The sequence below is a fragment of the Hymenobacter sp. BT188 genome (assembly GCF_014333585.1).
In the GTDB taxonomy this organism is placed as follows: Bacteria; Bacteroidota; Bacteroidia; order Cytophagales; family Hymenobacteraceae; genus Hymenobacter.
This window is the reverse complement of record NZ_JACSCW010000004.1, coordinates 1-13,863: the sequence shown is the minus strand read 5'-3', so window position 1 is coordinate 13,863 and position 13,863 is coordinate 1. Positions and strand designations below refer to the sequence as shown.

The window sequence follows — 13,863 nt, the reverse complement described above, 5'->3', positions numbered from 1 at the left end:
TTTTACAGTTTCGCCTGCTTTTTGCTCCTGCCTCTCATTCTTCTCCACTCTACTCTTTCAAGAACACACCGCTTTTTTTATGATCCGTCCTCTCTACGCATTCGCCATTCTATTACTTAGCGGTATAACCTCCTGTGTTTCAACCAAGGACATCAGCTATTTACAGGACTCAGATTATTCCAGCACTCAGGCCAAAGCAATAACCAATGAGCGTCAAGAGTACAAGCTCGCGACGAATGATGTACTAAATATTACAGTGCAAAGTGCACAGCCTGAACTGACACAGGTGTTTAATCTGAATACTGGCCAAGGAAACTTTATCAACGGTGACCCTGGCTCCCAGTACACGAACGGTTATGTTATCGATGCGGGGGGCAATATTACGCTGCCCACTGCTGGTCGTCTACCCGTTCGAGGGCTTACAGTATCAGAAGCCCAGCGCGTCATCCAGAATGCAGTAAACAACTATGTACGGGGCGCAACCGCTTCGGTTAAATTGGTCAGCTTCAAAATCACCGTTTTGGGTGAGGTCAGGAACCCTGGCTACTTCTTTATCCAAAACCCACAGGCTACCATACTGGAAGCCCTTGGCCTAGCTGGTGATCTTACCCCGTTAGGTAACCGTCGCAACGTTAAATTGATCCGCCAGACCCCAACTGGCTCAGAAGTAGTATTGCTGAACCTTACGAAACCGAATTTGCTTTCATCACCTTATTTCTACCTGCAGCCAAACGATGCCGTGTATGTGGAACCGGAGTCTGCGCTCACCCAGCGGGCTAACCTCAACAACCTAAGCCTCGTATTCGCGGGCTTGACTACAATAGCCGTAATAACAAACCTAATTATATCTGCGAACAGGTAATATAAACTAAAGAAAGCTAGTGCTTTACTGACACAATAGCTGCCTCAATCTTTAGTACGTACCTTGTATATAAACGCAGGCTTTTTCCTTTTCAGTTACCCAGATGAATAAGCAGGAATCTTCGGATGAGCTGAACCTGAGCAATTTGCTCTTCAAATTCGGTCGCTATTGGTATCTTTTTGTCATTATACCAATCGTGTTGCTGGCTGCCACCTGGCTCAAGGTTCAGACCACGTCACCAGTATACCGTTTTCACTCCACCATTCAACTAGCCGATCGCGCTACACCAGGCTCCCGTCAGGCTCAGGAGGTGCTTACGCCCAACGAAAGCCGGAATGACTTAACCAGTGTTGAAGATGAGATAAGTGTGCTTACTTCTGCTTCGCTGGTACAGCAGACACTCAAAAAGCTTGACTTTGCGGTATCATACTTTGACGTCACTAACTCAATTGTTAATAAGCTCGGCGACTTAAAAGTTCAGGAGCATTATCAGGATGCCGGTTACACGGTAAAGCTCGATACAATTGCCCCCCAGGTAACCGGAGTGTCTCTATTTCTGGAGTTACGTCCCGATGGGTTTTACCATATTCAAGGTGAGGCAGATAAAGCCTACCTAACCGATATGCGCACAGGTAAGGTGTTGGAAACTATCGACGACTTTGCTATTAACGAAGTAGTGCGTCCTGGCCAACTTTTACGTACCCCACACCTAACTCTTACCATCACACCAACTGATTCTATTAGGTCATTACCTAAGGTAGCCAAGCGATATTTCGTTATCAATCATCCGGATGCGTTGGTTAATGAGTACCAGGCCAAGTTGATTGTAGAGCCTACGGAGCGTTTTGCTCGAGTACTACGGCTCACGAGTAAAGGATCTGTAGCGAGTAAGGAAACGCGCTTCCTGAATACCCTCATGGAAACGTATGTGCTTAACGACCTTATTGATAAGAATCGAAAAGGCAGTAAGACCTTTGAGTTCATCGAATCACAGATCACGAAGGTTGCCGATTCTCTACGGCGTTCAGAAGCCGCACTTGCCTCCTTCAGAGCTTCACGCGGCATGGTTGACGTTGGCGTTCAATCAAGCTCAGGCATAGGCAAGATTAGCGAGTTAGAAAGTCAGAAGGCCCAATTGTTGGCTACCCGGCGCACATATGAGAGCGTTTTAAGTGCCCTTCGTACCAATTCGAGTGAAGAGGCGGTTAGCACATGGGCAAGCGCAGGCGTAAATGATCCGGTACTCGATAACCAGCTCAGCGACTTGGCACAGCTTACCAGCCAGCGGGCTGGTTTGGCTGTAAGTGCGAATGATGATAACCCGGTATTACAGGCCTTAGACAGCCGAATTCAGAGCCGTCGTCAGTCGCTCCAACGCAGCCTTACTGGTTTAATACGCTCTTCTGATGCAACCCTTGCTGATATAACTAGTCGCTTGGCTTCTATCAAAACAGCAATTAATCAGATGCCGGAAAATGAGCGGCAGATGGCTCGTTTACGCACTCAAAGTACTCTGAATGATCAAAACTATAACTTCCTAATGCAGAAGCGGACGGAGGCAGCCTTGATGCTGGCGACGAACGTGAGCGACAAGAAAATAGTAGACCGCGCTCAATTGTCTGATAGTACCCCGGAAAGTCCCAAAGGCAAACAATTGTATATGTTTGCCGTATTGGCTGGGCTAATGCTTCCTGCTGGCTTTCTTCTTTTGCGCGACCGCACTGCTCAAACTGTTCAAAGTGCTGATGAGCTCAAGCGCGTTACAAATGCTCCATTCCTGGGTCTGATAGCCGATGCTGGTCGTAAAATTCGATTAGCCCGGATGGAGATGCCACGCTCCGCTGTAACAGAATCATTCCGTACAGTACGCGTAAATCTGCAATATGTAGCGGCTGGGCCAGATCGACGTGTTATAGGCTTTACCTCCTCGACTTCCGGTGAAGGCAAGACATTTTGCTGTACCAATTTGGCTGCCGAATTAGCTCTTTCCGGCAGACGCACTATTCTGATTGAGACAGATATGCGTAAGCCTACCGTCGCGGGCTACTTTGGTTTTGACTCCCGTCATGCAGGCTTATCTTCTTATTTGAATGGGGAATGTTCTTTGGCTGAAGCCATACAGCAGCCTGATATTCCTAATCTGACTATTCTAGCTGCGGGCCCCATACCTGAAAATGCTTTAGAGCTGCTGGAAATGCCACGCATGGCTACACTGATAGCTGAGTTGCGTAAATCCTATGATTATGTAATTGTGGATGCTCCTCCTTTGGGCCTCGTATCAGAGTATTATATTCTGAATCAATACACTGATGTTACGATCTTTGTGGTTCGCCATCGTTATACACAGCGCAATATGCTATCGCAAGTACAGGACTTGGCTCAGCGCCAAACCGGCAACCAGCAGCTTTATGTATTACTGAATGGCGTTAATTTCTCATCTACTTACGAGTACCGCTATAAGCGCGAATCGGCTTACTACACAGCTTAAATTCGCCATGCGTAACTGTCGAGCTTGACAGTTTTGCTCCCAGATTTCCTGTGTCAATGAGTCAGAATCTATCCTCACGTATCCTGCACAGCATTAAATGGACCACGACAGCCACCTTCGCGATTGCCGCGATGCAGGTAGGCTACAGTGCCTTAATGTCGCGCTTGCTTACTCCGGCCGATTTTGGCTTAGTCGGAATGGCTGGAGTTGTGTTAAGCTTTGGCAGCTATTTCGCTCAAATGGGCTTGGAGCAAGCCCTAATTCAACGTACCGAGTTGAGCGACGATGATGTACGCGTAGCCTTTACGGTATCGGTTCTGCTTGGAATTACATGCACCACAATACTCTGGTTTGCAGCTCCTATAGTTCCACTCTATTTTAAGAACCCCCACGTCGTACCAATTCTGCAGGTAATGGCGGTAAGCTTGTTAATTACCGGCCTATCGGCTACGGCTGTTAGCTTGCTCAAGCGTCGTATGGCCTTCGAGACCCTCAGCAAAATAGAGGTTGCCTCCTATATAATTTCTTACGGTGGTGTAGGTTTAGGGATGGCTTTTCGGGGCCATGGTGTATGGAGTTTGCTGGGAGCAACAATTACTCAAGGCATCTTATTAGGTATACTGGCCTATTGGAATGTCCGTCATAGCATACGCCCACTTTTTAGTTGGAGTGTATTTAAGCCGCTATTTGCTTTTGGTGGTAAGGTTTCAGTCATAAGCTTTCTGGAATTTCTTGGAGCTAACCTAGACCAGTTATTCATTGGCCGCTTGCTGGGCGTGCGCATGGTTGGTATTTATAATAGAGCATTTATGCTAGTGTATCTACCTGTGCATAACATGACGACGAGCATAGCGCGGGTATTATTGCCAGCCTTCAGTACCCTACAAAACGATCGTAAGCAATTATGCCAATCTTATCTAACCACTCTCTCCCTTACGAGTTACGTAGTATTACCTACCTGTGTAGGCATAGCCACTACAGCTGAACCATTGGTCAAAGTAATGCTCGGTGATCAATGGCTTGAAGCAATTCCCATTGTCAAGATCGTGGCCTTTGTTGTAGGGCTAAATATGCTATCCACTTTTGGGGGCATTTTATTTGAATCACTGGCAGATCTCAACTTCAAGCTGGGTTTACAAGGCAGCTATGTAGTAGTTCAGGCCTTACTAATGATTTATGCTAGTCGCTTCGGGCTGATAGGCCTGACGGGGGCTATGTTAGTAGGGGAGGTGCTACGTCATATAGCTTATCTAGTAGCGGGCAGGCGCCTTTTAAGTTATTCTTTCTTCGATATTGTTTCGACCTACTTACCAGCTGTTGTAACTGCTTTAGTAGTAGGATCAGTTTCTTACGGGCTCACAGTAGTTTTTACCGGTTCGGGGGTACCAGCCTTGGTACAGTTGCTGGCTCACATATTGCTTTGTGGATTTTTACTAATTGGGATGCTAACAGTTAGCATCAATCGCCCAATCCGCATGCAACTTGATGAACACGTATTGAGCAAGCTGAGCTTTTTACGGCACGCCCGCCCTTTTAGCCAGATGCGCCTGACCGTGGCTAAAGTGCGGGTACGGTTGGCTCAAATAATCCAACGTAAGCTTCTGGGCTCTATGGTGGGTAATTTGCCTGGTACCGCTTTACGCTCCCTAGAAGAAGTATGGGGTTGGGAAGCAGTTAAGCCACATGTACGCACTATGCGCACCTTATCAGCACCTACCACCCAATACTATAATTTCCCCGAACATTATCCACCCTATTTTCGACGCTATAAAGCCTTTGAAGCACGGCTGGCATATTGGCTTTGTGATGTGTGCGTGGCTCCTGACAACGGGCTAACATGGCTTCCGAATGCTGACTATGTCTTGTCTGAAAGTATAGGTGATGTGCGCCGGCTTATGGGCTGGGGCAATGTAATGCCACACTTACACTTACTACACTCACGGCGTCCTACTCAACTCGCAGAGGCTGGCTTAGTAGTAGCAGCTGCACCCTCACCATTTTTTCACTGGCTTTTCGAAACCTTACCTAATTTGCTTACTGCATTAGAGTTAGCTCCTGAGGTTCGAATTTTGATTCCAACACAATATCCTGCGTTTGTACACCAAGCTTTAGAGTTACGCTTAGGTAGCAGCTTTAATCAAAGGATTATTATAGCTGACGAACCTGTACGGATTCCTAATTTACTTCTATTACAAACTGAGGTTGATGCAGGCTTTGTGCCTCCAATAGCAGTAGAGATACTGCGTGCAACTTATATTCCTAACTACGAACAATTGCCTTCTGGCTATCGTGACATTTATATCTCACGGCGTTATGCACCTAGGAGAGCTATGGTCAACGAGGTAGAACTAGAAAATGCTCTGCGTGAGCGAGGTTTCGAAATTGTCTACTGCGAAAAATTAAGCTTTGCCGAGCAAATACACCTATTTAGTCAAGCTAGAACAGTTGTCGCTCTTCATGGCGCGGGTCTTAGTAATATAACATGGGCTCCCAAAGGGCTTAGGGTACTAGAGGTATTTCCAAATGGTTATTTCAATGACTGTTATGCGCGCTTGGCTATTCAACTTGGATTTGCTTATAGTTATGCTACATGTGGGCAAGTTCAGGGGAGAACTGCCTCCGGCACGATTTCGGTAGCAGATGTCGTAGCTCGCCTACCAAATGCACCTCAAGCAATAGGGCTGGCACCTGTTCTTCAGTAAGCCTATACATATGTGAAGTGTATGAAGGGCTGTGATCTTAATCTTTGCACTTGATGAAATCTAATTACTCTATCCTAGTTAGCAGCACTGATAGCTACTCTGATTGTTGGGTGCCTTTTTTCACACTATTCAAAAAATACTGGCCGCATTATCAAGGGAGAATTTTTCTGAGTACTGAAACTAAAGACTTCTCGTTTCCGGGGCTCGATATTACGTGTACGCGGGTAGCACGCTTTACAGGAAGCGTTAATACACCCCATGGAGAACGCTTACTAGAGGCATTCAAGCAAATTGATACTGATATTGTAGTGTATTTGCATGAGGACATGTTTCTAGACCACTACGTACCAGAAGAAAAGGTACAACAGTTGGTAGATACCATGCTTGAGCATCAGATGACATATATAGGTTTGGTAGAAAGTGGAAATCAAGGGCCATTCCATCCAAGCGATTTCCCTGATTTGTGGGAGGTTGATCATTCTGATTCCTACTTATTTAGTGCTATGGCGTCCATGTGGAATATCAGGCGCATAGCACGGTACTTTCGACCTCATGAGAATCCATGGCAGACGGAATTTTATGTCAACCGTCGGGTGAAACCGACGAAAGAGCGCTTTTACACCATCAATCGCGACCTTTATTCTTATCCTGATCACGCTATAATTCCCTTTGCCCCTATCACGGGTATTTATCGTGGGAAATGGCACCGGGATGCAGTAGTAGACCTGTTCGCGGCGGAAGGAATAGAGATAGATTATTCTCTTCGGGGATTTTATACGCCAGGCATTGATGATGAGGAACCACCAAAGGAGCTTTCGTTCAAAAAGCTATTGTCGGTTGTTAAGTCTATAATATGATGAATATTGTTACTAGTCTGTGCGTAGACGATACAACAACGCCCGAGTCACTGTATCCACAATTACTTGATATTAGTGCTAGTAAGAGGCGGCAGGTATACTGGCAGTGTGTAGCTGTATTTTTTGCAACTTCTGTCCGTTGCAATCCAGAAGCTGGACATATACTCTACACAAATGATCAAGAAGTAGCCAACTGGGAAGGTATTGACTTCCGGCAGTTCTTAAATTCTATAGGCGTAGAAATCAGAACACTAGCCTTCGAAACTTTCCGACCACCAGAACACTTTATTACAGAATTCCGGAACGCTTTTTACAAGCTTGATGTGCTGCGCGCTTTGTCTCAACCTGAAGCCGGTCAGTATAGCTTGTTGCTCGACTCAGATTGTGTTTGGACTCGGCCTGACCCGGCGCTCAGCCGTTTGGTGCAGAGTGATGTTCTTGTACTCTTAGATGCCGAGCCAGAATCATTACCTGACACTAAAATACATGGACTAAGCCGCCGGGATATGGGCGACCTATACCAGGAGTTGGATTCAAATTATCCGGTAGCTGTGCCCTTACACTTCGGTGGAGAGATTATAGGTGGTAGTCGTGAACGTTTGGCCGAAGTAGCAGAGCAGCTTAGCCAAACATGGGAGCAAATAAGACAAACTTATCCAACCTCTCCCCCTCGCTTTCGTAACAAGCGCAGCATTTTTGATGGTGACGAGTACATGACTAGCTTCGTGTGCAACCGTTTATCTCGTCCATGGGCTGACGCCAGCCCATTCATTCGTCGTATCTGGACAACTTACCAGAATACCAATGTGCGCCCTTCGGATGCGCAGCTAACATTATGGCATTTGCCTAATGAAAAAACCCAAGGCATCCCTGTAATATGTCGACGCGTAGTAAAACGCGACTCCCAGTTCTGGAAATTGCCCCCCGCAGCATTAGCAGACTACTTAGGTAGTTATCTTGGAGTACCGCATCCTGTCTGGCGGCCCCGTCGCCTTCTGACATTGGCTACCAAGCTTCCTAGGCTATTACTAATTGCCAAGCGACTCCTTCATCGCCCCGCGACCGCTACCTGATTTCTCTCCTATTGCTTTAATGCCGCTATGAAAATTGGTCTCTCTACCACTATTGATGTAAACGCTCTGCGCCCCTATTTAGATGTAAAGGCAGATGCTTTCATTCCTAGCGGTATGGGGGGAAGCGCTATTACGCCCTTAGTTCAAGGATTGATTGAAGCTGGTCATCAGGTATCCATTTATTCACTAGATCCGCACGTCATTACCCCCGTTATTATGCGGGGATCCCAGTTAACAATTTATATGGGCCATTATAGGCCCCGTGCGCGCCATCGTTGCTTAGACCTATTCAAGCAAGAAGGGCAGGAACTCGCACGATTTATTCACCAAGATAAGCCTGAGATCGTTCATGCTCATTGGGGGTATGAATTCTCATTAGGTGCTCTGATGAGTGGCTATCCTCATCTAATTACTCTTCACGATGATCCGTGGCTTATTCTGCGATACGTACCTGACCCCTACCGTGTAGCACGACTGCTGCTGAAGCTAAAAGTTCTTCGTAAAGGTAAAAACTTCACTGCTGTCTCGCCGTACCTAGCCGAGGCTTTGCAGAGTACGAATCGCCACCCAGTAGTGGTACCTAATGCGATTCGGCCAGCTCCGGGTGGTCCTCATGCATTTCCAACTGGCCCCCAACGACGCATAATCTCGATGCTCGCAGAGTGGTCGTCCCGTAAGAACGTAAGTTCGGCTTTGTTGGCTTTCAAGGAAGTGCGTAAGCAATTGGGGTCCGATACGGAATATTGGTTGTACGGTGCTGATTACGGAGTTAATGGGCCAGCTCATCAATGGGCCTTGAGGCATGGAGTTGCTGAAGGTGTCCACTTTGCTGGGAAAGCCACACACACCGAAATGATTACCCTTTTGCCTCAATTTGACGTAATGCTTCATCCATCACGTGAAGAATCGTTTGGAATGACCTTAGTGGAAGCAATGCAGGCTGGGGTACCTGTAATAGCAGGAGCTAAATCAGGAGCCGTTCCATGGGTACTTAATAATGGAAAGCATGGGGTACTTACCGATATCGACTCTCCTGCGGCGATAGCTAAGGCTTTGTGCCATTTATTGACTCAACCTCAACTTTATGAACAACTAAGTAAACAAGGAATCATCAGCGTGCAAGAAAGGTTTTCGATACCCATCGTTACTGCCGCTTATGAGGAACAATACCGCCGAATACTTGGTCAAATTGCCCCCCAAGCGATACTTGCCTTGTCATACTAGTCTGCTCTTGTTAGGGCTACAACTATGAAGATACGCTATCGACTTTTATATGCTCTTCCCCTGCTGGCCGTACTGATACTAGACGTTCTGTTCTCAACTATGATTACAGGCCGCATAGAGGTAGACGAGTTTGGGCAGTCAGCACCATCGCCCCTTGATGGTTATCCGGCTTTATTTATTGCTGGCTGTGTACCGTTAAGTATACTTTTATACAAGTACCTGCGCGGAATAGCTCGCTACGTATTCTGGTGTGCTCTAGTGGGCATAGCCTTTCTCATGGCCGAATCATACTTGCACTATGATGTACTTGCCGTATATCCCCATGTGTTTCAGAAAATAATGGTGCTGTTTACCTTACCTGCCATGTATGGGATGTACAGCATAATTGGACGCATCACATTAGCAGATTTGATTGGAATGATCTGGGTAGCTCTAGTTCTCAATTTAAGCCTTTTCAATCCTGAAGCCCTTAGCATGGGGGCCTTTGTCAATCACGAACGCGGGTTAGTTGCGGCATCTGTTTATCTACTGGTTTTGCCATTGCTATTCCATTTTAACACTTACCTGCAAACACGCAAACCATTACATCTTGTACTGTTTTTCGTAGCGTCAGTAGCCATTCTATTTTTTCAGCACCGCACAGTATGGGTAGTCTCCGTTGTTTCTTTGGCAATTAACGTGGTGCTGCTACTTGGTGCAGCTAGGCAACATCTGAGTTTTAAGACGCTATTGCCTTTACTGGGCATCCCTGCCGTATTACTCTTCTTAACGCTGACAACGTTGGCAGTGTCAAATCCTAAGGTACTTGCCAAGATCTCCGAGAATATAGCCGATATTGAAAATCACGATAAGCAGGGTACAGGAGGATGGCGAGCTGAACAAGCAAGGTCTTACTGGCCCTTTATTGTCGATAATCCAATAGCCGGCATGCGGTTTAAAGGATTTGAATTACCTATTCAATTTTATGATCCTGACCAACCTACCGTAGTAGTCTTCCCAGACGGTCATGGCCACTTTTTACATAGTTTTTATATTGATGCTTTATTCTATCTAGGAATAATAGGATTGATACTTCTATCTATACCTCAACTATATGCACTTCTACAATTGCTGAAAAGTCCTTCTATGGACCCCGAAACCCTAACATGGTGCATTTTCATTGGTACTAGTTTGGTTTACGGCTACTCGTATAGTTTGCCACCATATTTTTATGGCTTAGCCGGTCTAGGGTTTGTTCGTATAAAGACGTTAGCTAATCTCGCCAGTACTCCTTTAGTAGAAAATCAAGCTTCTACCTCTGTTATTAGTTCTTCTCAGAGTGCACCAGCCGTTCCCTTATCAGTTTAATTCATGCTCGTCAACGCTTCAACTCATTCTACCGACGCGACGAACGGTTTAGCCTCTCGTACGGCAGTTTTGTTTTTAGTCTTCAACCGTCCCGACGTTACGGAGCGTGTACTTGCTGCTATTCGTGCTGCACGTCCACCCCGGTTGTATGTTGCAGCCGATGGCGCCCGGGCAGATCGGCCAAGTGAAGCAATTGCTTGTGATGCGGTGCGTCGCTTAATAGAAACTGGAGTAGATTGGCCTTGTACGGTACAAACACTTTTTCGGGAGCAGAATCTTGGCTGCCGTCAAGCAGTGAGTACTGCCATTGATTGGTTCTTTCAACACGAGGAAGCGGGTATTATTTTGGAAGATGACTGCTTACCTCACCCCTCTTTCTTCTCTTACTGTGAAGAGTTGCTGGACCGCTACCGTGATGATAAGCGAGTAATGCACATAAATGGCAGCAATATCATGCGAGGCTGGGTTCATGATCCTGATTATTCTTATTATTTCTCTCGCCATTCTGCTATTTGGGGATGGGCTAGCTGGCGTCGGGCTTGGCAGCACTATGATGCGGCTACCCCCTTATTACCTGAAATTCAGCGCAAGAATTATTTATGGCGGCATTTCTTTAATCCCCTGGAAGCACGAATGCTGTTAAGTCCATTATGGGCTACCCACAAGGGGAAGCTTGATACTTGGGATTACCAATGGTCTTTTACGCTACTTGTGCAATCAGGCTTGAGTATAATGCCTGCCGTAAATCTGATTAGTAATATTGGTTTTGGCGGCGGCGCTACTCACACAGTGAATACTTCTCATCCATGGGCTAATTTACCTACCGAGCAAATCCCTCAGCCATTGCGGCATCCTAGCTTTGTAATTCGTGACACCGTTTCAGACTATCGGGAGTTACGTGGTACGCTTCGCGATAAAATAATGGCCCGTCTGCGTTCTGTAGCAGCTATGCTTTAATTGTGCCACATCTTTTATTATGAGTGGTCTTTTGCCTTATCGGTCTATTTATAGCCTGATGATATTGATTCTACTTGTCTATTAGAGCAATTAGGTTCTCAGCATCAATCTGAGTTAAAATAGTGATCAACAGGGATGATGCATTTCCTGAATTTCATCAATGACAAGGGCTAAGAGATTACTTTATCTGCTCTGATTACCATCTGGGCATTTAAATGACACTCTTTCGCTCTATACTACCTATGCCCAAGATTCTTCATATACTGCACTCCTTGCGATTCAGTGGAGCAGAAGTCATGCTTCGCCTTGCTGCTCCAACAGTTAATAGTCATGGATTCGACCAGCATATCTTAGCTGATGGCCCTACTGTAGGCGATTATGCTTCAACGCTGGTAGAAGCAGGGTTCACGGTATATCACCGTCCCTATGTAACATGGTCAATACCACATTTGTGGCGGCTGTACCGCTTTATGAAGCAGCACCAGTTTAATGTTGTTCATAATCACACTGAGCAAAACTTCTTCTGGTATCTGTTAGTAGCCCGCTTAGCAGGCATCACTCAACTTGTATCCACAGTTCATAATGCCTTTGATTTTCGTGGGCAGGTGCGTTGGCGACGTGGCGCTTACCGTTGGATAGCGCGGCGCATATTTGGAACTCAATTTACAGCTATCGGGCCTTCTGTAGCTCAAGTTGAAGCACGTACTTACTACAATCCTACCGTTTTGGTACCTAACTGGCTGGATGAGCAACGTTTTGTACCTGCACTAAATCCTGAAGAACGAGTTGAAGCACGAAGGCATTTTGCTATTCCCGATAATGCTATAGTGCTTATTTCTGTAGGAGGTTGCTCCGACATTAAAAATCATGGCGTCATACTAGAGTCACTTGTAACCCTGCGTACACGCTTATCTCAGCCACTAATTTATCTACATGTTGGCGAGGGTGACACCCATGAGGCTGAGCAGCAACAAGCTAAAAAACTAGGGGTTGCTGATGTAGTCAAATTCGTGGGCCAGCTGCATGATGTACGCCAGGCTTTATTAGCTTCGGATATTTTCGTCATGCCTTCGTTATTTGAAGGACTAGGCAACTCGTTACTAGAGGCTTTAAGTTGCGGTGTACCAGCCGTTGTATACGACGTTTATGGACTACGTGATTTAGTGGTAGAACGTCAAACGGGGCGTTGTGTGCCACCTAAGAAAGCAGCACTTATCGATGCTTTACAAGAGCTTATTGAACGCCCAGACCTACGTCACCACTACGGCAAAGCTAGCCGGGAATTTGTGCAGCAACACTATTCTATGCATGATTCACTTTCCCGGCTACTTCCCTTATATGGGTTATCGGCTGGTGAAGGCACCAGAGTAACAAAATTAACTAGTTACGCAGCTGTTAACTAAACAAACTGCTGCTTTCCTGCTCGCTTGCTCATGCTTCATATTGTCATTCCAGTATTCAACCGTCTTTCCTTTACTCTGGCTTGCCTCGACTCGCTACGGAAGCAGACCGATCAAGATTTTAAGGTAGTCATAGTAGATGATGGCTCTACAGATGGTACTGCCGCTACCTTAGCTGAAAAGTACCCTGAAGTAAAAGTGATTTTCGGCTCGGGTTCTTTATTCTGGACAGCGGGTGTAAACTTGGGTTTACGCTACGCCCTAGATCAAGGGGCCGATTGGCTGATGACGATGAATAACGACGTAATCGTGTATCCGGATTTTGTAGCCAACATGAAAAAAGCGGCTGCTAGCCGGCCGCCTGCACTTTATGGCGCTTATGAGTTGGATGCCGTTACGCAAGAGCCCATCTACAGCGGAGGCTGGCTTAATTGGCGCACCGGCAGCTTTCGGCGTTTGTTAGATGATCTGGCTCCGGATCAGCGCCGTGGACAGTGGCCTAGTCAGAACCTGCCTGGCCGTGGGTTGATGATACCGCGCGTTGTATTTGATCGGATCGGATTGTTTGCAGCCGATGTTCTACCACATTACTATGCTGATTACGACTTTACCCATCAAGCTCGTTTGGCTGGCTTCGAGGTATACTTAAATTTTGACGCACGCCTTGGTACGTATCCTGACGAAAGCGGCGACCAGCATAACCGCAAGCGCAAGAGCTTAAAAAATTATTATAACCACTTATTCAGTATTAGAGGAGGCGCTAATCTGCGCGACTTCACTCAATTTGCACGTCGTAACTGCCCTCCTCTTTATCTCCCGCTTTTCTTGGCTAACGGCTATATGCGCCGAATTCTTGGATACTGGCGCTAGCGTTAGGTTTCAAGCCTAATAAACAGTAGAAAAAAGCCCCCCACCGGCCGCGCTGTAGTATATACTACAGCGCGGCCGGTGGG

General features: G+C 46.4%; 10 protein-coding genes. All 10 read left to right on the top strand.

Features of this window, described 5'->3' with window-relative positions:
• Nucleotides 1–79 precede the first annotated feature (79 nt).
• The 10 genes from H8B13_RS11705 to H8B13_RS11660 all read left to right on the top strand — a co-directional run bounded on the left by H8B13_RS11705 (nucleotide 80) and on the right by H8B13_RS11660 (nucleotide 13,780).
• Nucleotides 80–862 (top strand): polysaccharide biosynthesis/export family protein, encoded by a 783-nt coding sequence (locus tag H8B13_RS11705; RefSeq protein WP_222841415.1) that lies wholly within the window; start codon nucleotides 80–82, stop codon nucleotides 860–862.
• Nucleotides 863–965: 103 nt separating this feature from the next.
• Nucleotides 966–3,350, top strand: coding sequence for a GumC family protein (locus H8B13_RS11700; protein WP_187311006.1), 2,385 nt, complete (start codon nucleotides 966–968; stop codon nucleotides 3,348–3,350).
• 56 nt (nucleotides 3,351–3,406) lie between these two features.
• Entirely contained in the window at nucleotides 3,407–6,052 is a 2,646-nt protein-coding gene (locus H8B13_RS11695) for an oligosaccharide flippase family protein (RefSeq protein WP_187311005.1), read from the top strand.
• A gap of 53 nt (nucleotides 6,053–6,105) precedes the next feature.
• Nucleotides 6,106–6,909, top strand: coding sequence for a hypothetical protein (locus H8B13_RS11690; RefSeq protein ID WP_187311004.1), 804 nt, complete (start codon nucleotides 6,106–6,108; stop codon nucleotides 6,907–6,909).
• The gene (locus tag H8B13_RS11685; protein ID WP_187311003.1) at nucleotides 6,906–7,982 is read left to right on the top strand and encodes a hypothetical protein; all 1,077 of its coding nucleotides are present in this window, start codon (nucleotides 6,906–6,908) and stop codon (nucleotides 7,980–7,982) included. The genes H8B13_RS11690 and H8B13_RS11685 overlap by 4 nt, the downstream gene beginning before the upstream one ends.
• 27 nt (nucleotides 7,983–8,009) lie before the next feature.
• The gene (locus H8B13_RS11680) at nucleotides 8,010–9,206 is read left to right on the top strand and encodes a glycosyltransferase family 4 protein (protein WP_187311002.1); all 1,197 of its coding nucleotides are present in this window, start codon (nucleotides 8,010–8,012) and stop codon (nucleotides 9,204–9,206) included.
• Nucleotides 9,207–9,230: 24 nt separating this feature from the next.
• A complete protein-coding gene (locus H8B13_RS11675; RefSeq protein ID WP_187311001.1) occupies nucleotides 9,231–10,553 on the top strand; it encodes an O-antigen ligase family protein in 1,323 nt (440 codons plus the stop codon).
• Nucleotides 10,554–10,556: 3 nt separating this feature from the next.
• Nucleotides 10,557–11,510: a nucleotide-diphospho-sugar transferase gene (locus tag H8B13_RS11670; RefSeq protein ID WP_187311000.1), complete on the top strand. Its 954-nt coding sequence runs from the start codon at nucleotides 10,557–10,559 to the stop codon at nucleotides 11,508–11,510.
• 242 nt (nucleotides 11,511–11,752) lie between these two features.
• Nucleotides 11,753–12,913: a glycosyltransferase gene (locus H8B13_RS11665; protein WP_187310999.1), complete on the top strand. Its 1,161-nt coding sequence runs from the start codon at nucleotides 11,753–11,755 to the stop codon at nucleotides 12,911–12,913.
• Nucleotides 12,914–12,943: 30 nt separating this feature from the next.
• Nucleotides 12,944–13,780 carry a glycosyltransferase family 2 protein gene (locus H8B13_RS11660; RefSeq protein WP_187310998.1) on the top strand — a complete coding sequence of 279 codons (837 nt, stop codon included), beginning with the start codon at nucleotides 12,944–12,946 and terminating at the stop codon, nucleotides 13,778–13,780.
• Nucleotides 13,781–13,863: the final 83 nt, after the last annotated feature.

What these genes read in the sequence shown, in the direction of transcription:
- H8B13_RS11705 (WP_222841415.1), top strand. Translation starts at nt 80, where the DNA reads ATGATCCGTCCTCTCTACGCATTCGCCATTCTATTACTTAGCGGTATA.
- H8B13_RS11700 (WP_187311006.1), top strand. Translation starts at nt 966, where the DNA reads ATGAATAAGCAGGAATCTTCGGATGAGCTGAACCTGAGCAATTTGCTC.
- H8B13_RS11695 (WP_187311005.1), top strand. Translation starts at nt 3,407, where the DNA reads ATGAGTCAGAATCTATCCTCACGTATCCTGCACAGCATTAAATGGACC.
- H8B13_RS11690 (WP_187311004.1), top strand. Translation starts at nt 6,106, where the DNA reads ATGAAATCTAATTACTCTATCCTAGTTAGCAGCACTGATAGCTACTCT.
- H8B13_RS11685 (WP_187311003.1), top strand. Translation starts at nt 6,906, where the DNA reads ATGATGAATATTGTTACTAGTCTGTGCGTAGACGATACAACAACGCCC.
- H8B13_RS11680 (WP_187311002.1), top strand. Translation starts at nt 8,010, where the DNA reads ATGAAAATTGGTCTCTCTACCACTATTGATGTAAACGCTCTGCGCCCC.
- H8B13_RS11675 (WP_187311001.1), top strand. Translation starts at nt 9,231, where the DNA reads ATGAAGATACGCTATCGACTTTTATATGCTCTTCCCCTGCTGGCCGTA.
- H8B13_RS11670 (WP_187311000.1), top strand. Translation starts at nt 10,557, where the DNA reads ATGCTCGTCAACGCTTCAACTCATTCTACCGACGCGACGAACGGTTTA.
- H8B13_RS11665 (WP_187310999.1), top strand. Translation starts at nt 11,753, where the DNA reads ATGCCCAAGATTCTTCATATACTGCACTCCTTGCGATTCAGTGGAGCA.
- H8B13_RS11660 (WP_187310998.1), top strand. Translation starts at nt 12,944, where the DNA reads ATGCTTCATATTGTCATTCCAGTATTCAACCGTCTTTCCTTTACTCTG.